Genomic DNA, 22,905 nt, shown 5'->3' on the forward strand with positions numbered 1-22,905 from the left:
CAGCGCGGGCCTCAGTCGGGGGCCACCAGCCGGAACCCGACCCCCCGCACGGTGCGCAGGTAGCGGGGTTTCGCCGCGGACTCGCCCAGCTTGCGGCGGAGCCAATAAAGATGAACGTCGATCGTCTGGTCCTCGCCGACTGACGGCTGGCGCCATACCTCCTCCAACAACTCCCGGCGGGAGACTACCCGGCCCGGGCGTGCCGCGAGGTAGGCCAACAGGTCGAACTCTTTGCGGGTCAGCGCGAGCGCCGCGCCGTCGAGGGCGGCGCTGCGCTCGCCCACGTCGACGCGCAGGCCGCCGACCTCGTGCACGGCCGGCGCGACGGTGCGGCTGGCCCGGCCGACCCGGCGCAGCACGGTGGTGATGCGGGCGTCGAGGTGTGCGCCGGTGAACGGCTTGACCATGTAGTCGTCGGCGCCGGCCCGCAGCAGCCGCACGATGCCCTGCTCGTCGTCGCGCGCGGTGGCGATGATGATGGGCACGTCGGTGATGCCGCGCAGCATCCGCAGCGCGTCGGCGCCGTCGAGGTCGGGCAGGCCGAGGTCGAGCACGACCAGGTCGGGCGTCTCGGCCGCGACCCGGCGCAGAGCGTCGAGAGCGGTGCCGACGGCGTGGACGGCGTGCCCGCGGTCGGCGAGGGACCGCAGCATCGCGCCACGCACGACGTGGTCGTCTTCGACCAGAAGGACGGTGGCCACGTGAAGAACCTACTGCCCTTGGCAAGTCGGCGAGCGGCCACACTGTCCGTCATCCGTGCGGCCGTGCCCGAAAAGCCGGACTTGCACCGTCTTATGAGGACATAGTGTTGCGTTGCTCGGGGGCGAACGGCCATTCCTCATATTCCCGACATCGCCCGTCAGGGGCGAACCGCATGACCCACAGGTCGCGGTACTCGTGCGGGCTCGGCTCCGCGTAATGGACCGATACCCGAACGACCGCGGTGTCGCCCTCGACCGCCACGATCGAACTGTTCATCGTGAACGGCTCCGCGGCGCCCTCCCGGGTCGCCTCCCACATCCGCCCGATGGCCGGCAGTCCGAGCACAGGCTCCACGAACGGACCCTGCGAGTAGCGGGCGTCGTCGGTGAAGATCGAAGCAAGAGCATCGGTCCCGGGCGTACGCCACGCCTGCTCATAGGCTTCCATCCAGTCGTCCACCGCGGCCCGGTCGATCCGCACGTCATCCATGTCGGGCACCTTTACCCAAACGGCGACGGGTCATGGGCGAAACCGCCCATGACCCGTCGCATCCCCCGAGAAACGCCTGTTACGCGGGTTCGATGATGACCTCCGGCTCGGGTCGCGGCGCCGGGCGGCGCACCGAGCGGAAGCTCAGCGCCACCACGACCAGCCCGAGCGCGATGATCACGGAGACCACGTTCGCCGCGTTCATGCCGTGCACGAAGCCGGCCGCGTCGGTCGTCCCGGCCGCACCGGCCGGGCCCACCGCCGCACCGAACACGGCGATCAGCACCGCGAGCCCCAGCGTCGCGCCGATCTGCTGCATGGTCTGCAGCACGCCACTGGCCGCACCCGCCTCGCGCGGCTGCACCGAACCCATGATCACCGGGGTCAGCGGCACGAAGGTCAGGCCACCGCCCAGGCCGAGCAGGATCATCGGGCCGAGCAGCGCACCCGCGTACCCGCTGGTGGTGGAAAGTTGGGTCAGCCAGGCCAGACCGGCGATCATCAGCGGCGCGCCGGTCAGGGCGAGTGGCCGTGGGCCGATCTTGGGCAGCAGCCGCGGGACGACCCGGGTCATCGCGAACATCGAACCGGCCATCGGCAGGAACGCCAGCCCCGTCGCCAGCGGCCCGAACCCGAGGACGATCTGGATGAACTGGGTCAGGAAGTAGAACGCCGACATCATCGCCGCCGGGCCCAGGAGGAATCCGACGTAACCCACCGCGCGGTTGCGGTCCTTGAAGAGCGACAGCGGCACCAGCGGCTGGGCGGAGCGCAGTTGGATGAGCAGGAACGAGACCAGCAGGACCACGCCGGCGCCCAGCGAGCCGAGCGTCTCCCCCGCGGTCCAGCCGTGCGTCGAGGCGTGGATGAACCCGTAGACGAGCGCGCCGATGCCGAGCGTGGCGGTCAGCGCGCCGGGCCACTCGAGCCGGCCGGGGTGCCGCTCCGGCTCCCGGACATGCCGGGGCGCGAGCAGCACGGCGGCGACGCCGAACGGCACGTTGATGAACAGCACCCAGCGCCAGGACAGGGCGTCGGTGAGGACGCCGCCGATGATCAGGCCGATCGCGAAGCCGGCGCTGGCCATGGCGGAGAGCAGGGCCAGCGCGCGGATCCGCTGGCGGGGCTCGGTGAAAGTGGTGGAGATCAGCGCGATCGTGTTGGGACCGGCCATCGCGGCGCCGACGCCCTGCGCGACGCGGGCGGCGAGCAGCCAGGTGGCCGAGGTGGCCAGGCCGCCGACCAGCGACGCGATCGTGAACAGCGCGATGCCGACCACGAACATCCGGCGCCGGCCGAGGATGTCACCGGCCCGGCCGCCGAGCAGCAACAGGCCACCGAAGGTCAGCGTGTACGCGTTGATCACCCAGGAGAGGCCGGCGGTGGAGAAGCCCAGGCCCTCCTGGATGTGCGGGAGCGCGACGTTCATGACCGTGCCGTCGACGATCAGCATCAGTTGGGCGCTCACGATGATGAGCAGCGCGAGCCGGCCCGGCGCGCGGGCCCCGGCGCTGGACCGCGTGACGGCCGGCGCGGCAGTTTGGGTGGACAAGGTTTCCCCCGAGAGGAGTGGACTAAGCGGAGATGCTCTCCGGTTCCTACTGAGCTAGCATATGGAGGACGTCTCCGATTTCGCAACACTATCCGGAGACAGTCTCCGTTAATAGTGTGTTGCCCCACAGTGACCCGGGAGGTGGGTGCTGGTGACGACCGAACGGCCGCTGCGCGCCGACGCGCGGCGCAACCGCGAGCGGGTCATGCTGGCCGCCCGCGACGCGTTCAGCGCGAACGGTGAGAAGGCGACGCTCGACGACATCGCCCGCCGCGCCGGGGTCGGCCCGGGCACTCTCTACCGGCACTTCCCCGATCGGGAGACACTGCTCGAGGCTGTCTACCGCGACGAGATCAGCGCGCTCTGCGCGCGCGGCGAGGCCCTGGCCGCGCGGGAAGACCCCAGCGAGGCATTGGCCGAGTGGCTGCGGATGCAGTTCGACTACATCAAGGCCCGGCGCGGAGTGGGTATCGCGGTCAAGCAGATGCTCGGCACCGACTCGCCCACGATGATCGACTGCAAGACCATGATGCGGGTCGCGGTCGGCGACCTGCTGCGGCGCGCCCAGGAGGCGGGCGCCATCCGCAAGGAGGTCGAGCCCGACGACGTGCTGCGCCTGGTGCACGGCGTGGTGATGTCCACCGAGCACTCCCCCGAGTCGGCCGATCGCCTCCTCGGGTTCGTGCTCGACGGCCTCCGTCCGCCGCGCTAGGGCCAATCAGGCCCTAAGCTGGCGTCCCCGGCATCTGCAGCACCCAGCGGTAGGCCTGCACCAGGCCCGTGTCGAATCCTGCCGCCGAGCCCCAGAGGAACAGCCGGAACCGGCGGTAGAGCGGCTCGCCCCAGCGGGCCACGATCTCGTCGCGCCGCTCGTCGAGCCGCTTGGCCCACTCGCGGCAGGTCAGGTAGTAGTTGTGCCGGTCGTCGGCGACGCTGATCAGCTCGAACGGCGACCGGGCCACGTGCCGCAGGTACTGGTGCAGCAGCAGCGGCGCCGAGTTGCCCGGGTAGATGTAGCGCTTCATGAACGTCGAGATGCCGTGCTTGCGACGCATCGCCAGCGCGTCGAGGTAGACCCGGCCGCCCGGCTTGAGCAGCTCGGCGTACTTCGCCAGCGTGGTCTTGTAGTCGGGCAGGTGTTCGGTGACGCCCATGTTGACGATCGCGTCGAACTTCTGGTCGCTGTGATAGGCGAAGATGTGCTGGCGGACCACGTTCACAGGGAGCTTCTCGCGGGCGAACAGGTCCTTGAGATAGCGCTCCGACTCGACGGCCAGCGTGGTGGTGGTGACGTCGATGCCGCGCCGGGCGGCGTGCTCGGAGAACGCGCCCCAGCCGCCGCCGACCTCGAGCACCCGGTCGCCGGGCTTGACCTCGATCGCCTCCAGCGCGAGGTCCATCTTCCGGGTCATCGCGTCTTCCAGCGGCTCGTCGTCGCTGGCGAACACGCCCTCGGTGTAGCAGCGATGCCGGGTGTCCAGGAAGCTCAGGAAGAACTCGCTGTCTTCGTCGTAGTGCGCCGAGATGTTCCGCCGGTCGTTCTCCTTGCGGCCCTGGACCAGGGCGGCCGGGGTGAACCGGGACAGGAACGCGATGGGGTGGAAGTCGTTGAAGAACCTGCGCATCCGCAGCGCCGCGGCGAGGTCGCCGTCGACGTCGAGCCAGCCGTGCAGGTAGGCGACGGCCACGCCGAACTGGTCGAGGCCGGCGAGGGCCTTGGCGCCACGCTGGTCCTTGACGGTGATCGTGAACACCGGTTCTCCGGTGCCGAACACATGCGCCTGCGCCCCCGCGGGGGCGACCGCGAACGGCACGGCAGGCTGGGTCGCGAAAAACGTCTGGTAGCGGCGCTGCAGCGCGGCGATCATGTCCGACGGGCTCACGAGCTGAATGTAACTCCCGGGTCCGGCTGGGCGCAGCGTTGCCAGGGGTGATGACTAGCATTTAACGAAACGTCCGACCGACCGAGGAGACCCGCGTGTCCGCATCCCGCACCCCCGCACTGGCCGACCCCGTCGTCGTCGCCGCGGGGACGACGGCGGCCGACGCGGTGGCCGCGGCCGGCCTGCCGATGAACGGCCCGAAGGCGGTCGTGGTCGTGCGCGACTCCGAGGGCCGGCTGCGCGACCTCGAGTGGGCGCCCGAGTCGGACGCCACGGTGACCCCGGTGGCCATCGACGAGCCTGACGGCCTGAACGTCCTGCGGCACTCCACCGCCCACGTGCTGGCGCAGGCCGTGCAAGACGTGTTTCCCGAGGCCAAGCTGGGCATCGGCCCGCCGATCGAGAACGGCTTCTACTACGACTTCGACGTGGCCAAGCCGTTCCAGCCCGACGACCTCGCCAAGCTCGAGAAGCGGATGCAGGAGATCGTCAAGGCCGGGCAGCGGTTCCGGCGGCGCCGCTTCGCGTCGGTCGACGAGGCCCGCGCCGAGCTGGCCGACGAGCCCTACAAGCTGCAACTGGTCGACATCAAGGGCACCGGCGAGCTCGACTCCGAGGAGACCGTCGAGGTCGGCGGCGGCGAGCTGACCATCTACGACAACGTCGACGCGGAGAGCGGCAAGACCTGCTGGAGCGACCTGTGCCGTGGGCCACACCTGCCCACCACCCGACTGATCGGCGCGTTCAAGCTGATGCGCTCGGCCGCCGCCTACTGGCGCGGTTCCGAGAAGAACCCCCAACTGCAGCGGGTGTACGGGACGGCGTGGCCGACCCGCGACGCCCTCAAGGCGTACCTGAAGCTGCTCGAAGAGGCGGCCAAGCGCGACCACCGCAAGCTCGGCACGGACCTCGACCTCTTCTCGTTCCCCGACGAGATCGGCTCGGGGCTCGTGGTGTTCCACCCCAAGGGCGGGATCATCCGCCGCGAGATGGAGAACTACTCGCGGCAGCAGCACGAGCTCTCCGGCTACGAGTTCGTCAACACCCCGCACATCACCAAGGGGCAGCTGTTCGAGACCTCGGGCCACCTGCCCTACTACAAGGACACGATGTTCCCGCCGATGCAGCTCGAGGGCGCGGAATACTTCCTCAAGCCGATGAACTGCCCGATGCACAACCTGATCTACAAGGCGCGCGGACGGTCCTACCGCGAGCTGCCACTGCGGATGTTCGAGTTCGGCTCGGTCTACCGCTACGAGAAGTCGGGTGTCGTGCACGGGCTGACCCGGGTGCGCGGGCTCACGATGGACGACGCCCACATCTACACCACCAAGGAGCAGATGCCGGGCGAGCTGCGCTTCCTGCTCGCGTTCGTGCTCGACCTGCTGCGCGACTACGGCCTCGAAGACTTCTACCTCGAGCTGTCCACCAAGGACGACTCGCCGAAGTTCATCGGTGACGACGCCGACTGGGCGGAGGCGACCGCCGAGCTCGAGTCGGCGGCCCGCGAGTCCGGCCTGGAGCTGGTGCCCGACCCGGGCGGCGCGGCGTTCTACGGCCCGAAGATCTCGGTGCAGGCCCGCGACGCGATCGGCCGCACCTGGCAGATGTCGACCATCCAGGTCGACTTCAACCAGCCCAAGCGGTTCGGCCTGGAATACCAGGCGGCCGACGGCACCCGGCAGCAGCCGGTCATGATCCACCGGGCGCTGTTCGGCTCGATCGAGCGGTTCTTCGGCATCCTGACCGAGCACTACGCCGGCGCGTTCCCGGCCTGGCTGTCGCCGGTGCAGGTGGTCGGCATCCCGATCCGCGACGACCACGGGCCCTACCTGCAGTCGTTCGTCGACGCGCTCAAGGCCGAGGGGATCCGGGCCGAGGTCGACGGCTCCGACGACCGGATGCAGAAGAAGATCCGCACGGCGCAGCAGCAGAAGATCCCCTTCATGGCGATCGCCGGCGACGACGACGTGTCCGGTTCGACGGTCTCGTTCCGCTACCGCGACGGGTCGCAGCGCAACGGGGTGCCGCTGGCCGAGGCCGTCGCGCACGTGGTCGAGGTGGTCCGCTCGCGCACCAACACCTCACCCTCGGCGGCTTGACCTCACATTCCGGGGAGCTACGTCGTCGGTTGAAGCGATCGGCCAACGACTGGCTCCACGGAAGGAACGTCTGTGTTCGTCGCTTATGTCACTGTCACCATCGTCGCCTCGGTCTTCACCGCCATCGCGGCGGTCACCTACCTGATCGGCCACGACTACCCCCGGGCCCAGCTCGACATGAAGCGGCTGCCGCACTCGTGGATGCCGCGGTTGGGCACCGTGCTGGCGGCGGGCTCGGTCGGGCTGCTGGCCGGGTTCGCGGTGCCGCTGCTGGGCACCCTGGCCAGCGTCGGCCTCGTGCTCTACTTCGCCGGCGCGCTGATCGCCCACCTGCGGGTCGGCTCGCGCAATCTCGTCGGATGGGCCGTGTTCGCGGTGACCGTGGTGGCCGAACTGGCGGTGAGTCTGGCCTACCACGGCGTCTGGTGACCGCCCGCGGGCTGTCTAGGATTTGGTGATGACCATGGGGAACCCGGGCGAGCCCGACGGGCTCGACCGGCTCTGGACGCCGCACCGGCTGGCCTATATCAAGGGCGAGACGAAGGCACCCGGCTGTCCCTTCGACCGGGCGCCGCACCTGCCCGACGACGAGAGCCTGGTGGTGGCCCGCGGCGAGGTGGTCTACGCGGTCCTCAACCTCTACCCCTACAACCCGGGGCACCTGCTGATCTGCCCCTACCGGCACGTCGCCGACTACACCGACCTCACCGACGAGGAGGTCGTCGAGGTGGCCGCGTTCACCCAGGAGGCGATGCGCACGGTCCGCCGGGTCAGCGGCGCCCACGGCTTCAACATCGGCCTCAACCAGGGCCACGTCGCCGGCGCCGGCATCGCCGAGCACCTGCACCAGCACGTGGTCCCCCGCTTCGGCGGCGACGGCAACTTCATGCCGATCGTCGGGCAGACCAAGGTGCTGCCGCAATTGCTCACGGACACCCGCGACCTGCTCTCGGACGCGTGGGCGGGGCACTGACGGCGAGCCTTCCTCTCGTACTCTCTCGCCATGAGGCGTACGAGGGTCGCGATTGTGCTGGTCACAGCGGGTGTGCTGGCCGCCGCGTGCGGCGCGGAGGAGGCGCAGCCGAGGTGGCGGAGCAGCACGCCGGCCGCGGCGCCCTCCTCGTCGGCCCCTCCGGTTCCTGCTGAGCCCGCCACGTTGACGCTGGCGTTCGCCGGCGACGTGCACTTCACGGGCCGCACGCTGGCCCTTTTGGACAAGCCGGACACTGCCTTCGGGTCGATCGCCAAGACGCTCGGCGACGCCGACCTCACGATCGTCAACCTGGAGACCGCGGTGACCGGGCGGGGCACGCCCGAGCCGAAGCGGTTCCACTTCCGGGCCCCGAAGACCGCGTTCACCGCACTGCGGGCGGCCGGCGTCGACGCGGCGTCGGTGGCCAACAACCACGCGCTCGACTACGGCCAGGTGGGCCTGCTCGACACCCTGACCGCGGCGGACGCGGCCGACTATCCGGTCTTCGGGGCCGGCCGCACCGCCGACGACGCCTACGCGCCATGGCTGACCGAGGTCAAGGGCGTGAAGATCGCCGTGCTCGGGATGTCACAGGTCGCCGAGCTGTCGGCGCAGTGGAAGCCGACCGACACCCGCCCCGGCATCGCGATGGCGTTCGACGCGGCCCGGGCATCCGCGGCGGTCAAGGCCGCCCGGGCCCGGGCCGACCTGGTCGTCGTGTTCATGCACTGGGGCGTCGAGGGCAGTTCGTGCCCGAGCGCACAGATGAAGACCTTCGCGCAGCGGATGGCCCGCGACGGCGCCGACATCGTGCTCGGCACCCACGCGCACACCCTGCTCACCGACGGCTGGATCGACGACACCTACGTCCACTTCGGGCTGGGCAACTTCCTCTGGTACGGCGACTCGCACAGCACCGACTCCGGCGTGCTGAAGCTGACCGTCCGCGACCGGTCGGTGATCCGCAACCAGTTCCTGCCCGCCACCGTCTCCGGCACCGGCCAGCCGGTCCTGGTCGCCGGCCCGGCCCAGAAGCGGATAGAGGACAAGCTCAAGGCGGCCAAGCGCTGCACGGGATTGGCGGCCGCACCGGCCTAGAGCCGGTCCAGGTGGAAGACCTCCTCTCGGACGATGGCGCCGTCGGTGACCGTGTAGAGGGAGAACTTGGTCGCGGTGTGCCGGGCGCCGGTCGGGCGGTGGGTCTGGTCGAAGGCGAACCGCACGCCGAAGCCTCCGGGCCCGGCGAACGGGCCGTCGACCGTCACGCCGTGGATCTCCAGGTCGTCGGTGAGCTGCCGGCTGTGGGCCATGATCTCGTCGAGGCCGTGCCGGTCGGCGCCCTCCAGGGGAGCGACGCGGACCAGGTCGGGTGCCGCGAGGCGCAGGGCCTGGTCCATCCGGCCCGCGCGGAACGCACCCACGTAGCGGTCGGCGACCTCGGCCGGCGGCAACGTGCGGAAGTCGTCGGCGTGGTCGGCGGCCCAGGTCCGGAAGTCGCGCGCCGGCCGGCCGAGGATCTCCCGCACCGCGTTGGTCACCGGCTCGGGCCGGTCGACCAGCGACTCCCAATAGTCGAGGGCATGGTCCACGAACGCCGCGTTCCCCCAGGTCAGCATCTCCGCGCGGGCCTCCGCGCGGTGCTGCTCGGCGAACTCCACCGGCCGTCCGAGAACCGCGCCGATGGCGGCGAGTTGGTCGGCCTGGCTCAGCGCCGCCGGTCCGGTGAGCACATAGGACCGGCCCGCATGATCGCCGGTCAGAGCGGCCGCGGCCACCTCGGCGAGGTCGGCCTCGTGCACGAGCGACCGCCGGGCCAGCGGTGACGGGAGGCGGACGGTCTCGCCGCGGCGGATGGCGGGCGCCCAGGTGAGCGTGTTGGTGGCGAAGCCGCCGCCGCGCAGGAACGTGTAGCCGAGGCCGGCATCGATGATCGCCTGCTCCACCTCGCCCCAGACGCCGGCCGTGCGGCGGTTGTCGTCGGTGACGTTGAGCGAGGAGACATAGACCACCAGGCGGACGCCGGCGTCGGCCATCGCCTTGGCGACGCCCTCGATCCCGTCGGAGGTCAGGAACGGCCAGAGTAGGAAGACCCGGTCGACGCCGGCGAGCGCGGTCACCAGGCCGCCGGGGTCGGTGAGGTCGCCGGAGACGACCTCGGTGCCCGGCGGCAGCAGCGCGGCGGCGCCGGGCCGGCGGGCCAGCACCCGGTGGTCGGCGCCCGCGGCGCGCAGGAGGTCGACGAGGTGGCGGCCGATGTTTCCGGTGCCGCCGGTGACGAGGATCGTGTCGGTCATGCGCCCAGCCTCGAACCTCAACAATAGTTGAGGTCAAGCTAGGCTGGCCGGGTGCCACCAGCCCAGGAGCTCACCATCGGCGACCTGTCCGCGCGCAGCGGTGTGCCCCCGTCGGCACTGCGCTTCTACGAGCGACAGGGGCTGATCTCCAGCCGCCGCACGAGCGGCAACCAGCGCCGCTACGACCGCACGACGTTGCGCCGGATCGCGTTCATCCGGGCCTCGCAGCGGGTCGGCATCCCGCTGGCCCAGGTCGGCGAGGTGCTCGGCTTCCTGCCCGAGGGCCAGCCGCCGACGAAGGAGTTCTGGATGCGGGCGTCGGAGTGCTGGCAGGAGGCCCTCGACGAGCGCATCGATCAACTGCAGCGGATGCGCGACCGGTTCACCAGTTGCATCGGCTGCGGCTGCCTGTCGTTCCAGGAATGCGCGCTGGTCAACCCCGACGACACGCTCGGCGAGCGCGGCCCGGGCGCCCACCTGCTCGACGCCCGGGGCCCACGAACGAACTAGGCCGCGTACGCGGTGATCTCGTCCCTGATCCGGGTCTTGTCCCCCGCCGGCAGGAACGAGGCGTCGACCGCGGCGACCGCGAGCCGGGCCACGCCGGCCTGGTCCAGGTCGAGCAGGTCGGCCGCGACGGCGTACTCCTGGTTGAGGTCGGTTCCGAACATCGGCGGGTCGTCGGAGTTGATCGTGACCGGCACGCCGGCCGCGACCAGCGCCGGCAGCGGATGCTCGGCGAGCGACGGGACCGCCCGGGTGCGCACGTTGGAGGTCGGGCAGACCTCCAACGGGATGCCCTCGGCCGCCAGGTAGGCCATCAGCGCCGGGTCCTGGGCCGCCGAGATGCCGTGGCCGATGCGCTCGGCCCCCAGGTCGCGGATCGCGTCCCAGATCGTCTCCGGGCCGGTCGTCTCGCCGGCGTGCGGCACCAGACGCAGGCCGGCCGCCCTGGCCTTCTCGAAGTAGGGCTTGAACTGGGGGCGCGGCACGCCCACCTCGGGGCCGCCCAGGCCGAACGAGACCAGGCCGTCGGGGCGCTCGTCGAGGGCGATCCGCAGCGTCTCCTCCGCCGCCGCGAGGCCGGCCTCGCCGGGGATGTCGAAGCACCAGCGCAGCACGATGCCGAGTTCCTTCTCGGCGGCGAGCCGGGCGTCTTCGATGGCCGCGCAGAACTCCGGCGCCGGCATGCCGCGGCGCACCGACGAGTAGGGCGTGACCGTCAGCTCGGCGTAGCGGACCTGCTGGCGAGCCAGCTCGCGGGCCACCTCGTAGGTCAGGATCCGGACGTCTTCCGGATCGCGGATCAGGTCGACGACCGACAGGTAGATCTCGATGAAGTGCGCGAAGTCGCGGAACTCGAAGTAGGACGCGAGCGCCTCGATGTCGGTCGGCACCGGGGTGCTGCCGGCGTGCCGGGCGGCCAGTTCGGCGACGATCCGGGGCGACGCCGACCCGACGTGGTGCACGTGCAGTTCCACCTTGGGCAGGCCGGCGATGAACTCGTTCAACAGTGGGACTCCTATGCGAGCGCGCCGGTCTGTGCGACCACGAAGATCCGGCGGAAGGGGAAGAACGCACGGTCGTGGCGGATCGGGTAGGCGTCCGCCAGCCGCTCACCCAGCTCGGCCCGGTAGCCGGCCCAGCCGGCCTCGTCGGTGCCGAACGCGGCCCGGATCGGTCGCAGCGCGGTGCCCTCGAGCCAGGCGAGCACGGGGTGGTCGGCGGTGTTGCCGGGGAGCAGGTGCACGTAGCTAGTTTCCCAGGCGTCGACGGCGCAGCCCGCGGCGGTCAGCGCGGTCGCGTATTCAGCGGCCGACGGCACCGCCATCCGGCGGGCGACCCCGGCCAGGGTCTCCTTCCAGCGCGGCGCCGCGGCGAGCTCGTAGACCGCGTCGTGCGCGGGCGAGGAGAAGTTGCCGGGCACCTGGAAGGCCAACCAGCCGCCGTCGGCCAGGGCGCCGACCCAGCGGGTCAGCAGGGCCTCGTGGCCGGGCACCCACTGCAGGGCGGCGTTGGAAACGATCACGTCGACGCCCGGCGACGGCACGAAGTCGCGGAGGTCGCCGAGGGCGAAGTCGACCGGCACGCCGAGCGCCCGGGCGGACTCGATCATCTCGGCCGACGAGTCGATGCCGCGGACCAGGGCGTCCGGCCATCGGGCGGCCAGGGTGCTGGTCAGCGTGCCGGGGCCGCAGCCGAGGTCGACGACCTGGCGGGGTCGTTCGGCCGGGATGCGGGCGACCAGCTCGAAGAACGGCCGGGACCGCTCGTCGCCGAACCGGCCGTAGACGGCGGGGTCCCACATGCGTCCTCACCCTTTCCAAACCGTACGTTCGTCTTGCTTAGATTAGGCCCGGCCCGGTACCGCCGACAAGGCCCTTTAAACGTTCCAGATAGGGTGCCTCCGTGGAGTACCGCCGGTTTGGCCGCATCGGCCGTGACGTGTCCGTCGTGGGCCTGGGTGCCTGGCAGCTCGGAGCCGACTGGGGCGAGGTGAGCACCGACGACGCGCTGGCGACCCTGGGCGCCGCCGTCGACGCCGGCGCCACCTTCATCGACACCGCCGACGTCTACGGCGACGGCCGCAGCGAGCAGGTGATCGGCGAGTTCCTGCGCAAGCAACCGGAACCGATCATGGTGGCCACCAAGATGGGCCGCCGGGTGCCGCAGGAGCACGCCAACTACACCGCCGCCAACTTCAAGGCGTGGACCGACCGGTCCCGGGCCAACCTGGGCGTCGACCGCCTCGACCTGGTGCAACTGCACTGCCCGCCGACCGCGGTGTTCCAGGACGACCAGATCTTCGACGCGCTCGACGCACTGGTCGACAACGGCGCCATCGCGGCGTACGGGGTCAGCGTGGAGACCGTCGAGCAGGCGCTGATCGCGATCGCCCGGCCGCACGTTGCCAGCGTCCAGATCATCTTCAACGCGTTCCGGCTCAAGCCCCTCGACCAGGTGCTGCCCGCGGCCCAGGCGGCCGGCGTCGGCATCATCGCGCGGGTGCCCCTGGCCAGCGGCCTGCTCTCCGGGCGCTACGACGCCAACACCACGTTCGGCGCCGACGACCACCGCAACTACAACCGGCACGGCGAGGCGTTCGACGTCGGCGAGACGTTCTCCGGCGTCGACTTCGCGACCGGGCTGCGGGCCGTGGAGCGACTCCGGGCGTACGTGCCGGCGGGCATGACGATGGCCCAGTTCGCGCTGCGCTGGGTGATCGACCAGCCGGGCGTCACCGTGGTGATCCCCGGTGCCCGCGGCCCGGAGCAGGCCCGCGGCAACCTGGCCACCGCCGAGTTGCCGGCGCTGCCACCGGAGGCGCTGGCCGGCGTGCGGGAGACCTACGACGAGCTCATCCGGCCGGCGGTCCACGACCGGTGGTGACCGCATGAGGGGCTGGTTCCGGCTGACGCTCGGCCTGCTGGCCGTCGTCGTCGGTTTGCTGTGGACCCTCCAGGGCCTCGGCACCCTGCGCGGCAGCGCGATGTCGGGCGACGACGCGTGGACGATCATCGGCCCGATCGTGGCCGGGATCGGCCTGGTCCTGCTGGTGCTCGGGCTGCGGGCCCGCAACCGGGCGAAACGAAGCTGAACAGCGTCGAGCCCCGCATACAGGGCAGGATGCGGGGCTCTCTACCGACCCGTGCGACCGGGTCACTCATTGGCCGGACGAGCCGGCCGCAACGTTTTGGTTCTGGAAACGTCAGATGGGGCGGACCTGCTCAGCCTGCGGGCCCTTCTGGCCCTGAGCGATCTCGAACTCCACCCGCTGGTTCTCCTCCAGCGTGCGGTAGCCGCTGGTCTGGATGGCCGAGAAGTGGACGAACACGTCAGCACCCCCGCCGTCGACGGTGATGAAGCCGAAGCCCTTGTCTGCGTTGAACCACTTCACGGTTCCCTGCGCCATGTGTATCTCCTTGTCGAAACTGGCGGCCGAACGCCGTGCGGCCGGTTGGCCGTTTTCGAGCAGCGGCGCCTGAGTCGGCCTCCATCGAGCGAAGGAGGTCTCTCTCAACCCCTCTGTCTCACAACAGCGGGGACCAGCAAACCACGTACCGAAAAACTCCGCATAGCCTACCCGACGAATTTCTCCGACATGTGATCTGCGGCGTCGAAGTTCGATACCGGAATGGCCACGGCGGGGCCTGGCGTATCGACGTGTCGCCGCTCCAAGGCGAGCGCTACGAGCGCTCCCAGCGCGCACAACACGGCCGTGGCCAGGAAGATCTCGCGGTACTCCTGGCGCAGTGCCGCGCTGACCGCGTCGCGGTAGGCGGCCTGCTGGGCCCGCGCGGTCGCAGCGTCCACACCGAACCCGAGCGGCGGCACGAGGTCGCGGGTGAGTTCCTGGAAACGGTGCAGGCCCCACCCGGTCAGGGCCGCCACTCCGATCAGCATGCCGACCGTGCGCGCGACCACGGCCGCCGCGGAGGCGATTCCATGTTGCGCACTGGGCACTGCCCGTAACACGGCTGACGAAAGGGGCGCGATGACCAATCCCAGGCCCAGCCCGGCAAGCGCGAGGTCGGTGTCCATTCGGGGCAGCGGGCCGAACCGGGCCGCCGCGAGGTCGGCCGGCCAGTTCGCGATCAGCAGGTAGGCGCCGGCCGCGAGCGCGAGACCGGCGACGGTCACCGGGCGCTCCCCCAGCCGCCGGGTCAGCAGCCCGCCGAGCACCGCGCCCACCGGCAGCGCGACGAGGAACCGGGTGAGCACCAGCGCTCCGTCGAGGCCGTCTCGGCCGAGCACGGTCTGTGCGAGCAGTTGCACGTCGACCAGCGTGACCATCAGCGCGGCGCCGGCGAACACATTGGCCAGCAGCGCCGCGCCGAACGGGCGCAGCCGGGCGCCGGCGGGGTCGAGCAGCCGGGTGCGGGCCTTCGCCTCCCACGCGACGAACGCGGCCGCGACGGCGACCGCACCGCCGAGCACGGGCAGGCCCCAACCGGGCAGCACCGCGCGGGCCGGGTCGGGGTTGTAGAGGGCGACCACCAGCAGCCCGAGCGCGACCGCGAGCAGCAGGCCGCCGACCACGTCGACGGGTTGCCGTTCGCGCTTCTCCTCGGATCGGCCGGGCAGGCCAAGCTGCACCGCCAGGGCGACCAGCGCGGCCAGCGGCAGGTTGATCCAGAAGACGCCGCGCCAGCCGGCCAGCGCGGCGATGCCCGCACCGTAGAGCGGGCCGAGCACGCTGCCCAACTCCTGGGCGGCGCCGACCAGGCCGAGGGCCAGCGGGCGCTGCCGGGCGACCAGGTCGGCGGCCAGCGCCATGGTGACCGGCAGCAGCGCCCCGCCGGCGAGGCCCTGCACGGCCCGGCCGGCGGCCAGCGTGTGCAGGCCGGGCGCCAGCGCGGCGACCAGCGAGCCGGCCGCGAAGCCGGCCAGGCAGACCTGGATCACCAGGCGGCGGCCGTAGCGGTCGGAGAGGCGGCCGAGCAGCGGCATGCCGGCGACGTAGCCGAGCAGGTAGCAGGTCACCACCGGGGTGATCCGCTCCAGCCGGTTCACCGGCACGGCCAGGTCTTTCATGATCTCCACGAGGATCGTGACGACCACGTACGCGTCCAGGGCCGCCAGCAGCACCGCCACCCCGCCCGCGGTGAGGGCGAGCCGGCTAGACCTTGGGGACGTCGACATTGACGGGCTTGTCGAAGTCGCCGAACTTGATCAAAACGGTGCCCTTGCCGTCGCCCGGCACCGTGAAGCGCAGCTGGTTGACCAAGGGAGTGTCGACCCCGATCCAGACCGTGCCGGTCACGTCGCCGGTGACGCCCGGGACCAGGCCCGACATCGCGGCGCCGTCGAAGGTGGCGTCGACGACGTAGTGGTCGGTGCCGTCGAGCTTCTCCTTGCGTTTCGTGGTGCCGGTGGCCGAGGCCAGCACGGCGCCGATGCCCTTGGCCGGGTCGAGGATCGCCGTCGGGTCGTAGACCGCCGCCGCCTGGGCCAGCGGCACCTTCTGCCAGCCGGCCGTCAGGCCCTTGACGTAGAGGTAGTCGTCCTTGGCCACGAAGGTGAGCTCGATCGGCATGCCGACCTGCTCCAGCGTCGCGGTGCCCTGTGCCGTGCCCTTGGCGTCGATCGCGCCCTTGGCCGACGTGATCGGCAGCGCGCCGGTGTCGCCGTCGGTGGTGATGTCGAAGGCGGCCGAGGTGACCTGGCGCATCCGCGCGGCCGCGGCCGGCAGCAGCGTCGACGCCGCCGGCAGGTTGGGATCGACCGCGGTGGCGTCGGTGCTGTCGCCGCCGCCACAGGCGCTGACCGAGGTCAGGGCCGCCAACAGGACGGCGATGATGAATGTATGGGGACGGCGCATACCGGGATGCTACTCACCCCGGAGCCCCCGACCCGCTTAGTCGTGGGGCCAATGACCGGTGAACTTTCGGACGCCGGCCGCGCCGGCACGGTCGATCGAGGCACGGATGACGGCGACGATGGCACCCTGCATGGCCGCGGCGAGCAGGATCTCGCCCCAGCCGCGGTCTTCGTCGATCGGGTGCGGCGCCACGTTGTGCGCGGTCATCGCCCACAGCCGCTGGAACACCATGCCGGAGAGCGTGCCGGCCGCGAGCCCGAGCACGATACCGACAGGCTTGTAGTTGGACTTGCTGATTCGCTTGGACACTTCGGTTCCCCCCGTTGAACCCCCGGCCCGCCGCATCTGTCAGCGGCGACGCCTACGCATCACCAGCAGGATGACGGCCACGGCGCTGGCCGCGACGCCGATCAGCGTGGCCACCGGCACCGGGTCGGCGCGCAGCGTGGCCTGGCCGCCGGACCGCCCGCCGTTGTGGTTGCTGTCCCGCATCCGGGCCGCGGTCGTGCTGGCCTTCGCCCGGAACCGGTCGCGGGCCTGGCTGGCCGAACTCTTCATCCGCGCCTTCACGTCGGCCTTGGCCGCCAGCAACTGGACCGTCTCGCCCAGCTCGGCCCGGGTGCGGCGGATCTCCGCACGCAGCACGGCCGGGTCGGACGGCGGGTTGCCGTTGCTCTTGTGGCCGTTGCCTGAAGCCGTCATCGCCCCGCACCCCCTGAGCTGGCCCCGCGGCCATTCTTGTGCCCATTGTTGCGGAAGCCGTCCTTGACGGTCTGCACGTCGGCCTTGAGGCCCTCGGTGACGTCAGGCGGCACCGCCGGCGTCGCGCGCTTGACCTCGAAGCGGCCGGCCAGCGCGAACATCCCGGCCAGGATCAGCAGGAACGCGCCGACGATCAGCGCCGACAGCCAGAGCGGCAGCGCGATGTCGATCGCGATGACGGCGGTCGCGATGAGCACGGAGATGCCGAAGAAGGCCAGGCCGCCGGCGCCGCCGAAGAGCCCGATGCCGATGCCGGCATGCTTGGCCTTGTGCGTCAGCTCGGCCTTGGCCAACGCCAGCTCGTCGCGGACCAACCGGGAAACCTGTTCGGTAGCGCGCTGCACCAGCTCCGCCGTCGTCGGATCGGCATCGGCACGGGGCGGTGCGGCGTTGCGGGCGTCGACCATCGGGCCTCCTCTCACGCTGCTTACGTATGCCCCGGGGCCGCTCCGGTCAATCCTCCTGTCCGGTGCGAGTCACGGTGCATGGCGGATACCTCCCGGAACGGACATACCGCATGATCAGTGTGTCAGACCTTGCGGTACTTCGACTGCAGGAAGCAGAACAGCGCGAAAGCCGCGAAACCGATGGCGACCAGGGTTAGCAGGACAGCCCCGTAGGCCTGACCGCGGAGCGTCTCCAGCGCGGCGTCCAGGCCCCGCGCCTTGGCCGGGTCGTAGCTGGCGGCGGCGACCACGAAGAGCACACCGGCGATGCCGTACGCGATCCCCTTGGCGCTGTAACCGGCCGCTCCGAGCCGCATCGCGACCTTGCGGGTGTGCGGCGGCATCGGCTTGAGGTGCTTGGCGAACGCCTTCTTCAGGCCGTACACGATGAGCCCGATGCCGAGACCGGCCAGCGCCAGGCCGGCGATGATCACCAGCGCCCGGCCACCGCCGCTGCCCAGCAGGTCTTCGGTCTTCTTCTGCTGGGTGTCGGCGGCCGACTGCGGCGCGCCGTTGAAGACCTTCCAGGCGGTGAAGGCGAAGTACGCGTAGACGACGGTGCGGAACGCGGACGCGATCCGTTCGAACACTCTGGACCGGCCCTGCTCGGACCGGTGCCCGACGAGCGCCTCCGAGAGCTGCCAGATCGCCATGGCCAGCAGGCCGACCGCGATCGCGACCACCAGGAACTTGCCCAGCGGCTGCTGCGCGAGCGTCATCAGCGCACCGGACTGGTCGCCTTCCGCGGCCGGCTTGTCGAACGCGATCTGCAGCGCCAACCAGGCGAACAGCAGGTGGACGATCCCGTAGCCGATGAACCCGGCCCGGGTGAGCGCCTCGAGGGCGGTGCTGTTCGCGGCCCGCGAGGCGGTGGACTCGGCACGGCTGACTGCTGACATGGCGGTCAATGTGACCGGCACGCGGGATTTCCAAACCCGCTAGCGGGAGATCTGCACCGACACCTGGTCGTCGGTGATCGACGAGAGGGAGACCTGGAGGCCGCCCACGTCGACCGCCTGGCCGCCGGTGGTGAGCGAGATCTGCTCGCCGGCCACCTCCAGCGTGACGGTGTTGGCGTCGGCCTGCACGAACTTGGCCTCGACGCCCAGGATGCTGGCGTTTCCCTGCACACCCCGGTCGAAGGTGACGGTGCACTGGTCGAGGCCGCAGTTGGTGGAGGCTCCTTCGGAGCTGCAGCCGGCGAGAAGGGCGCCGCCGAGGGCGAGCGCCGCGAGAAGGCTCACGGTCGTTCGTCGCGTATTCACCGGGCCAAGGGTACGGACCGCTGTCCACCCCGCAGGAGGTAGAACTGTAGGGGTGGAACCCGTGGTAATCGACAACCCTGACAAGAACCGGTTCGAGCTCACCGTCGACGGTGCGCTGGCCGGCTTCTCCGCATACCGCCGGCGCGAGGGCGGCATCGTGTTCACGCACACCGAGATCGACCCGAGCTTCGAGGGCAAGGGTCTGGGCAGCCGGCTGGCCCGCGCGGTGCTCGACGAGGCCCGCGCGCGCGGCCTGCGGGTCTACGCGCAGTGCCCGTTCATCGCCGGCTACATCGACAAGCATCCGGAATACCAGGACCTCCTGGCCACCAGCTGACCATGCGGGCGATCCGGGGCGCGCGGCTCTTCGACGGCATCAGCACCACCGGCAACAACCCCATCGTGTACGTCGAAGGCGGCACCGTGGTCGGCGTGGCACACGGCGACCCGCCACCGGACGTCCTCGACCTCGGTGACGTCACGCTGCTCCCCGGGCTGGTCGACGCGCACACCCACCTGGTGTTCGACGCCGGCGCCGACCCGGTCGGCCGGCTGCGGTCGGTCGACGACGACGAACTGCTCCGCGGCGCGCACGAGGCGGCGACCCGGGCGCTGCACGCCGGCATCACGACGGTCCGCGACCTCGGCGACCGCGGCTACGTCGCGCTGCGGTTGCGGGCGGCGTTCGCGGCCGAGCCGCACACCGGGCCGCACGTGCTGGCCGCCGGGCCGCCGCTGACCAGCCCGGGCGGACATTGCTGGTGGCTGGGCGGTGAGGTGTCCGGCGTGACCGGCATCCGGGCGGCGGTCGCCGAGCACGCCGCTTCGGGTGTCGACGTGATCAAGGTGCTGGCCACCGGCGGCGAGATCACCCCGGGCACCCGGCCCTACCTGCCGCAGTTCAGCCCGGCCGAGTTGGCCGCCGCGGCCGACGAGGCGCACCGGCACGGGCTGCCGGCCGCCGCGCACGCGCACAGCGCGGGGGCCATCGCGGCCGCCGCCGACGCGGGTTTCGACACCGTCGAGCACGGCTCGTTCCTGACCGCCGACGGCGCGGCCGCGGATGCCGCCGTGATCGAGAAGCTGGCCGCGAGCGGCACGGTCGTCTCGGCGACGCTGGGCTATCTACCCGGCCAGCCGGTCAACCCGCGCACCGCGGCGCTGTCGGCCACGCTGACCGCGATCTTCCAGGAGCAGCGCCGGGCCGGCGTCCGGATGATCGTCACCAGCGACGCCGGGATCGATCCGTCGAAGCCGCACGACGTGCTCCCGTACGCGGCGGAGATGTTCCTGCTCTTCGGCGACCCGCCGGAAGCGGCGCTGCGGGCGGTGACCGCCGACGCGGCCGCCGCCTGCGGGCTCGGCGCGACGAAGGGCCGGGTGGCGGCCGGCTACGACGCCGACCTGCTCGCGGTGGCCGGTGACCCGACCACCGACATCACCGCCCTACGCGACGTGCGGGCGGTCTTCCGCGCCGGCCGGCGGGTCCGCTAGCGCCGCGCCGCCGTCCGCCTCGGCCTGCGGTTCCGCCAGCACGGCGCCGTAGAGGAGCACGTCGACCAGGTCTTCGACCGGAACGGCGCGCGGGCCGCTGCCGCCACCGACCCGGGCCGGGAAGAGCAGGCCCAGGAAGGCGTTGGCCAGGGTGGCGACCGGCAGGCGCAGGCGCTCCTGGTCAGGCTCGATCAGGTCGGCGACCGCGGTGAACGTGGCGCTGACCGACCGGTCCCGGTCGCCGGGCCCCGGCGCTCGGCGCGGGCCCGTGTGCCCGGTGGCGTGCAGCGACCCGAGCACCGAGCCGATCCGGGCGAAATGGGCGTCGAGCGCGTCGGCCGCGTCGACCAGGCGCACGGCCAGGGGCTGGTCGAGGGCGATGGAGTTGAGTTCCTGCACCACGACCGTCGGGTCGAGTGCGGCCGCCACGCAGGCGTCGAGCACGGCCTGCTTGTCGTCGAACACCCGGAAGATCGTCGCCTCGCCGATGCCGGCGGCGCGGGCGATCTGCGCCGTCGTCACCGCGGCACCGTGCTCGGCGACCAGCGGCAGCGCGGCCCGGACGACGGCCTCGCGGCGCTGCTCCGGGCTCATTCCCGGCGCGCGGCGCCGGGCCTCGGTCTCGGTCATGACCGGAACCATAGCGGAGTGAGTGCTTACTCCGCTAGCCGTTCGGGAGATCCACCCCCGCGAGCACCTCGGCCACCGCGAGCCCGCTCGACCGGGTGGCGCCGTGGGTGGCCAGGTGGGTCGCGCCGACCACCGCGGCCGGCACACCGAGCTCGACCACCACGGCGTCGGGGCGCAGCCGCAGCGCGGCCCGCACGAAGCTCGACATCCAGGCGTGCCGGTGCAGGTCGCGCACCACCAGCACCAGCGGGCGGCCGGCGGCCCCGGCGACCACGGCGGACGCCTCGGCGCCGTCGTCCTCGGTCAGCCGCACCGCGGTCGTGCCGGGCAGCACGGCGGCCAGCGGCGCGGCGACGCCCCACGGCGTGTCGGTGCCGACCGCGATGTTGGCCGGCGGCGACAGCTCGACCACGTGCGGCGGCCCGGCGAGCGGCAGGGCCGGCGCCGTCCCGCCGACCTTGACCGCGCGCCGGGCCGCGGCCAGACCCACCGGCGAACCCCCGACGCCGTGCCAGCGGCCGCCGGCACCGCGCGCGAGGCCCGCGCCGCCGGCACCGTTCGAGACGGCCGCGCCGCCGGCACCGTGCGCGAGGCCCGCGCCGCCGGCACCGAGCGCGAGGCCCGCGCCGCCGGCACCGTGGGCGAGGCCCGCGCCGCCGGCGCCGTGCGAGCGGCCTGGCCCGCCGTGCGACAGGGCCGGTGTCGACGCGGCCCGTGCCATCGCGGCCCAGGCGGCCAGGTGCTGGACCCGCTTCGCGGCCTCGGTCAGGCGTTCCTCGGCCAGCTCGCCGGAGAGCACCGCGCGGGCGATCGCGGTGCGCAGCCGCTCGGCCGTGGCCTCGTCGGCGTGCTCGCCGCCGATGCAGATCGCGTCGGCGCCGGCCGCGAGCGCGGACACCACCGCGCCCTCGAAGCCGAACCGGTTGACGACCGCGCGCATCTCCATGGCGTCGGTGATCACCGCGCCCTGGAAGCCGAGCTCGTCGCGCAACAGTCCGGTGAGGACGGAGCGGCTCAGGGTGGCGGGCAGGTCCGGGTCGACGGCCGGCACCAGGAGGTGCCCGGTCATCACGGCCTGCACGCCGGCCTCGATCGCCGCGCGGAAGGGCAGCAGCTCGACCGCGTCGAGGCCGGCCCGGTCGCGCGGGATGTGCGGCAGGTCGTGGTGCGAGTCGACGGCCGTGTCGCCGTGGCCCGGGAAGTGCTTGGCACAGGCGGCCACGCCGGCGGCCTGCAGGCCGGTCACCCACGCCCCGGTGTGCCGGGCGACGAGGGCCGGGTCGGCGCCGAAGCTGCGTACGCCGATGACCGGGTTGTCGGGGTTGTTGTTGACGTCGGCATCCGGCGCGTAGTCGAGGTTGACGCCCGCCGCGGCCAACTCGCGGCCCAGGTCGCGGGCGACCTCCTCGGTGAGCGCGATGTCGTCGACCGCGCCCAGGGCCAGGTTGCCGGGGCGCGAGCTGCCGGCCCGCGACTCGATGCGGGTGACGTCGCCGGCCTCCTCGTCGATCGCGACCAGCACGTCGGCCCGTTCGGCACGCAGCGCCGCGGTCAGTGCGGCGACCTGCTCGGGATCGCGGACGTTGCGGGCGAACAGCGCGACGCCGCCCAGCCCCTCGCCCAGCCACCGGCGCACCCAGTCGGGTGGCACGGTGCCCACGAACCCGGGCTGCAGAACGGTCGCGGCCAGCCGCAGCAGTTCGCCGCCAGGCTCGGTCATCTGTGCATCCCCCCGATGTGCGACGGAACCGGTCGCTGCCATGGTCACACCTCGACCCAGAAATAGTCAACAAACCTTCCAGTTGTTGGCGGCGCTACAGTGCCGGCATGCGATGGGCCGCCGACAACGTCAGTTGGAACGACATCCCGGGAGTCCAGATCTTCGGCGCGATCCTCGGGATCGCCGTCCTCCTCTACGCCATCCGCCGGATCTTCGGCAAGGGCAAGTAGCGACAGGCATGACCGCCCCGCGCCGGGGTACCGGTCCGGGC

Annotated in this window: 28 protein-coding genes; 11 read left to right on the forward strand and 17 right to left on the reverse strand. The window is 71.8% G+C overall.

Features of this window, described 5'->3' with window-relative positions:
- Positions 1–11: 11 nt before the first annotated feature.
- The 3 genes from AB0J74_RS25465 to AB0J74_RS25475 all read right to left on the reverse strand — a co-directional run bounded on the left by AB0J74_RS25465 (position 12) and on the right by AB0J74_RS25475 (position 2,743).
- Positions 12–701: a response regulator transcription factor gene (locus AB0J74_RS25465; RefSeq protein ID WP_116069923.1), complete on the reverse strand. Its 690-nt coding sequence runs from the start codon at positions 699–701 to the stop codon at positions 12–14.
- A gap of 91 nt (positions 702–792) precedes the next feature.
- Positions 793–1,191 (reverse strand): nuclear transport factor 2 family protein, encoded by a 399-nt coding sequence (locus AB0J74_RS25470; protein ID WP_363452066.1) that lies wholly within the window; start codon positions 1,189–1,191, stop codon positions 793–795.
- 79 nt (positions 1,192–1,270) lie between these two features.
- Positions 1,271–2,743, reverse strand: coding sequence for an MFS transporter (locus AB0J74_RS25475; RefSeq protein ID WP_363452068.1), 1,473 nt, complete (start codon positions 2,741–2,743; stop codon positions 1,271–1,273).
- Between the two features lie 151 nt (positions 2,744–2,894).
- On the opposite strand from AB0J74_RS25475, the gene AB0J74_RS25480 reads away from it, so the two are divergent.
- Entirely contained in the window at positions 2,895–3,455 is a 561-nt protein-coding gene (locus tag AB0J74_RS25480; RefSeq protein WP_363452070.1) for a TetR/AcrR family transcriptional regulator, read from the forward strand.
- Positions 3,456–3,468: 13 nt separating this feature from the next.
- Here the strand turns inward: AB0J74_RS25480 and AB0J74_RS25485 are convergent, their stop codons facing one another.
- A complete protein-coding gene (locus tag AB0J74_RS25485; protein ID WP_363452072.1) occupies positions 3,469–4,626 on the reverse strand; it encodes a class I SAM-dependent methyltransferase in 1,158 nt (385 codons plus the stop codon).
- 95 nt (positions 4,627–4,721) lie between these two features.
- Between AB0J74_RS25485 and thrS the strand changes: the two genes are divergently transcribed.
- The 4 genes from thrS (at position 4,722) to AB0J74_RS25505 (ending at position 8,799) form a co-directional block, all read left to right on the forward strand.
- On the forward strand, positions 4,722–6,728 hold the full coding sequence (thrS, locus tag AB0J74_RS25490; RefSeq protein ID WP_363452074.1) for a threonine--tRNA ligase: 2,007 nt from the start codon (positions 4,722–4,724) through the stop codon (positions 6,726–6,728).
- 72 nt (positions 6,729–6,800) lie between these two features.
- Positions 6,801–7,157 carry a DoxX family protein gene (locus AB0J74_RS25495; protein WP_363452076.1) on the forward strand — a complete coding sequence of 119 codons (357 nt, stop codon included), beginning with the start codon at positions 6,801–6,803 and terminating at the stop codon, positions 7,155–7,157.
- Positions 7,158–7,191: 34 nt separating this feature from the next.
- Positions 7,192–7,701: an HIT domain-containing protein gene (locus AB0J74_RS25500; RefSeq protein ID WP_363452238.1), complete on the forward strand. Its 510-nt coding sequence runs from the start codon at positions 7,192–7,194 to the stop codon at positions 7,699–7,701.
- A 30-nt stretch (positions 7,702–7,731) separates the two neighbouring features.
- A complete protein-coding gene (locus tag AB0J74_RS25505) occupies positions 7,732–8,799 on the forward strand; it encodes a CapA family protein (protein ID WP_363452078.1) in 1,068 nt (355 codons plus the stop codon).
- On the opposite strand, the gene AB0J74_RS25510 is transcribed toward AB0J74_RS25505, so the two are convergent.
- Entirely contained in the window at positions 8,796–9,995 is a 1,200-nt protein-coding gene (locus AB0J74_RS25510; protein ID WP_363452080.1) for an NAD(P)H-binding protein, read from the reverse strand. The genes AB0J74_RS25505 and AB0J74_RS25510 overlap by 4 nt on opposite strands.
- 51 nt (positions 9,996–10,046) lie before the next feature.
- Here AB0J74_RS25510 and soxR point away from each other — a divergent pair, with 51 nt between their 5' ends.
- Positions 10,047–10,505 carry a redox-sensitive transcriptional activator SoxR gene (gene soxR, locus AB0J74_RS25515; protein ID WP_363452082.1) on the forward strand — a complete coding sequence of 153 codons (459 nt, stop codon included), beginning with the start codon at positions 10,047–10,049 and terminating at the stop codon, positions 10,503–10,505.
- Here the strand turns inward: soxR and AB0J74_RS25520 are convergent.
- Positions 10,502–11,506 (reverse strand): adenosine deaminase, encoded by a 1,005-nt coding sequence (locus AB0J74_RS25520; protein ID WP_363452084.1) that lies wholly within the window; start codon positions 11,504–11,506, stop codon positions 10,502–10,504. The two genes, soxR and AB0J74_RS25520, sit on opposite strands and share 4 nt — an antisense overlap.
- Positions 11,507–11,517: 11 nt before the next feature.
- Positions 11,518–12,303 (reverse strand): trans-aconitate 2-methyltransferase, encoded by a 786-nt coding sequence (locus AB0J74_RS25525; protein ID WP_363452086.1) that lies wholly within the window; start codon positions 12,301–12,303, stop codon positions 11,518–11,520.
- 101 nt (positions 12,304–12,404) lie between these two features.
- Here AB0J74_RS25525 and AB0J74_RS25530 point away from each other — a divergent pair, with 101 nt between their 5' ends.
- Positions 12,405–13,385 carry an aldo/keto reductase gene (locus tag AB0J74_RS25530; protein WP_363452088.1) on the forward strand — a complete coding sequence of 327 codons (981 nt, stop codon included), beginning with the start codon at positions 12,405–12,407 and terminating at the stop codon, positions 13,383–13,385.
- Between the two features lie 4 nt (positions 13,386–13,389).
- The gene (locus AB0J74_RS25535; protein ID WP_363452090.1) at positions 13,390–13,593 is read left to right on the forward strand and encodes a hypothetical protein; all 204 of its coding nucleotides are present in this window, start codon (positions 13,390–13,392) and stop codon (positions 13,591–13,593) included.
- A 111-nt stretch (positions 13,594–13,704) separates the two neighbouring features.
- Here AB0J74_RS25535 and AB0J74_RS25540 read toward each other — a convergent pair whose 3' ends face one another.
- The 8 genes from AB0J74_RS25540 to AB0J74_RS25575 all read right to left on the reverse strand — a co-directional run bounded on the left by AB0J74_RS25540 (position 13,705) and on the right by AB0J74_RS25575 (position 18,790).
- Positions 13,705–13,908: a cold-shock protein gene (locus AB0J74_RS25540; protein WP_007075740.1), complete on the reverse strand. Its 204-nt coding sequence runs from the start codon at positions 13,906–13,908 to the stop codon at positions 13,705–13,707.
- Between the two features lie 167 nt (positions 13,909–14,075).
- Positions 14,076–15,638: an MFS transporter gene (locus AB0J74_RS25545; protein ID WP_363452092.1), complete on the reverse strand. Its 1,563-nt coding sequence runs from the start codon at positions 15,636–15,638 to the stop codon at positions 14,076–14,078.
- Positions 15,616–16,317 carry an LppX_LprAFG lipoprotein gene (locus tag AB0J74_RS25550; RefSeq protein ID WP_363452094.1) on the reverse strand — a complete coding sequence of 234 codons (702 nt, stop codon included), beginning with the start codon at positions 16,315–16,317 and terminating at the stop codon, positions 15,616–15,618. Before AB0J74_RS25550 ends, AB0J74_RS25545 begins: the two co-directional genes overlap by 23 nt.
- 36 nt (positions 16,318–16,353) lie before the next feature.
- Positions 16,354–16,626: a DUF4235 domain-containing protein gene (locus tag AB0J74_RS25555; RefSeq protein WP_363452096.1), complete on the reverse strand. Its 273-nt coding sequence runs from the start codon at positions 16,624–16,626 to the stop codon at positions 16,354–16,356.
- 39 nt (positions 16,627–16,665) lie between these two features.
- Positions 16,666–17,019, reverse strand: coding sequence for a DUF3618 domain-containing protein (locus AB0J74_RS25560; RefSeq protein ID WP_363452098.1), 354 nt, complete (start codon positions 17,017–17,019; stop codon positions 16,666–16,668).
- Positions 17,016–17,486 carry a phage holin family protein gene (locus AB0J74_RS25565; protein WP_363452099.1) on the reverse strand — a complete coding sequence of 157 codons (471 nt, stop codon included), beginning with the start codon at positions 17,484–17,486 and terminating at the stop codon, positions 17,016–17,018. The genes AB0J74_RS25560 and AB0J74_RS25565 overlap by 4 nt, the downstream gene beginning before the upstream one ends.
- A 122-nt stretch (positions 17,487–17,608) precedes the next feature.
- Complete coding sequence (locus AB0J74_RS25570) at positions 17,609–18,424, reverse strand: DUF1206 domain-containing protein (protein ID WP_363452101.1); 816 nt, start codon at positions 18,422–18,424, stop codon at positions 17,609–17,611.
- A gap of 39 nt (positions 18,425–18,463) precedes the next feature.
- Entirely contained in the window at positions 18,464–18,790 is a 327-nt protein-coding gene (locus AB0J74_RS25575) for a hypothetical protein (protein WP_363452103.1), read from the reverse strand.
- A 52-nt stretch (positions 18,791–18,842) separates the two neighbouring features.
- Between AB0J74_RS25575 and AB0J74_RS25580 the strand changes: the two genes are divergently transcribed.
- Positions 18,843–19,127, forward strand: coding sequence for a GNAT family N-acetyltransferase (locus AB0J74_RS25580; protein ID WP_363452105.1), 285 nt, complete (start codon positions 18,843–18,845; stop codon positions 19,125–19,127).
- A gap of 2 nt (positions 19,128–19,129) precedes the next feature.
- Positions 19,130–20,284, forward strand: coding sequence for an amidohydrolase family protein (locus AB0J74_RS25585; protein ID WP_363452107.1), 1,155 nt, complete (start codon positions 19,130–19,132; stop codon positions 20,282–20,284).
- On the opposite strand, the gene AB0J74_RS25590 is transcribed toward AB0J74_RS25585, so the two are convergent.
- Together AB0J74_RS25590 and AB0J74_RS25595 are read right to left on the reverse strand one after the other, a co-directional pair.
- Positions 20,237–20,914 (reverse strand): TetR/AcrR family transcriptional regulator, encoded by a 678-nt coding sequence (locus tag AB0J74_RS25590; protein ID WP_363452109.1) that lies wholly within the window; start codon positions 20,912–20,914, stop codon positions 20,237–20,239. The two genes, AB0J74_RS25585 and AB0J74_RS25590, sit on opposite strands and share 48 nt — an antisense overlap.
- Positions 20,915–20,948: 34 nt before the next feature.
- Positions 20,949–22,634, reverse strand: a complete 1,686-nt coding sequence (locus AB0J74_RS25595) for a glycoside hydrolase family 3 protein (RefSeq protein WP_363452111.1) — start codon at positions 22,632–22,634, stop codon at positions 20,949–20,951.
- Positions 22,635–22,741: 107 nt separating this feature from the next.
- On the opposite strand from AB0J74_RS25595, the gene AB0J74_RS25600 reads away from it, so the two are divergent.
- Positions 22,742–22,864: a hypothetical protein gene (locus AB0J74_RS25600; protein WP_363452113.1), complete on the forward strand. Its 123-nt coding sequence runs from the start codon at positions 22,742–22,744 to the stop codon at positions 22,862–22,864.
- The last annotated feature ends 41 nt before the right edge of the window (positions 22,865–22,905 follow it).

It is taken from the genome of Asanoa sp. NPDC049573 (assembly GCF_040676615.1).
GTDB lineage: Bacteria > Actinomycetota > Actinomycetes > Mycobacteriales > Micromonosporaceae > Asanoa.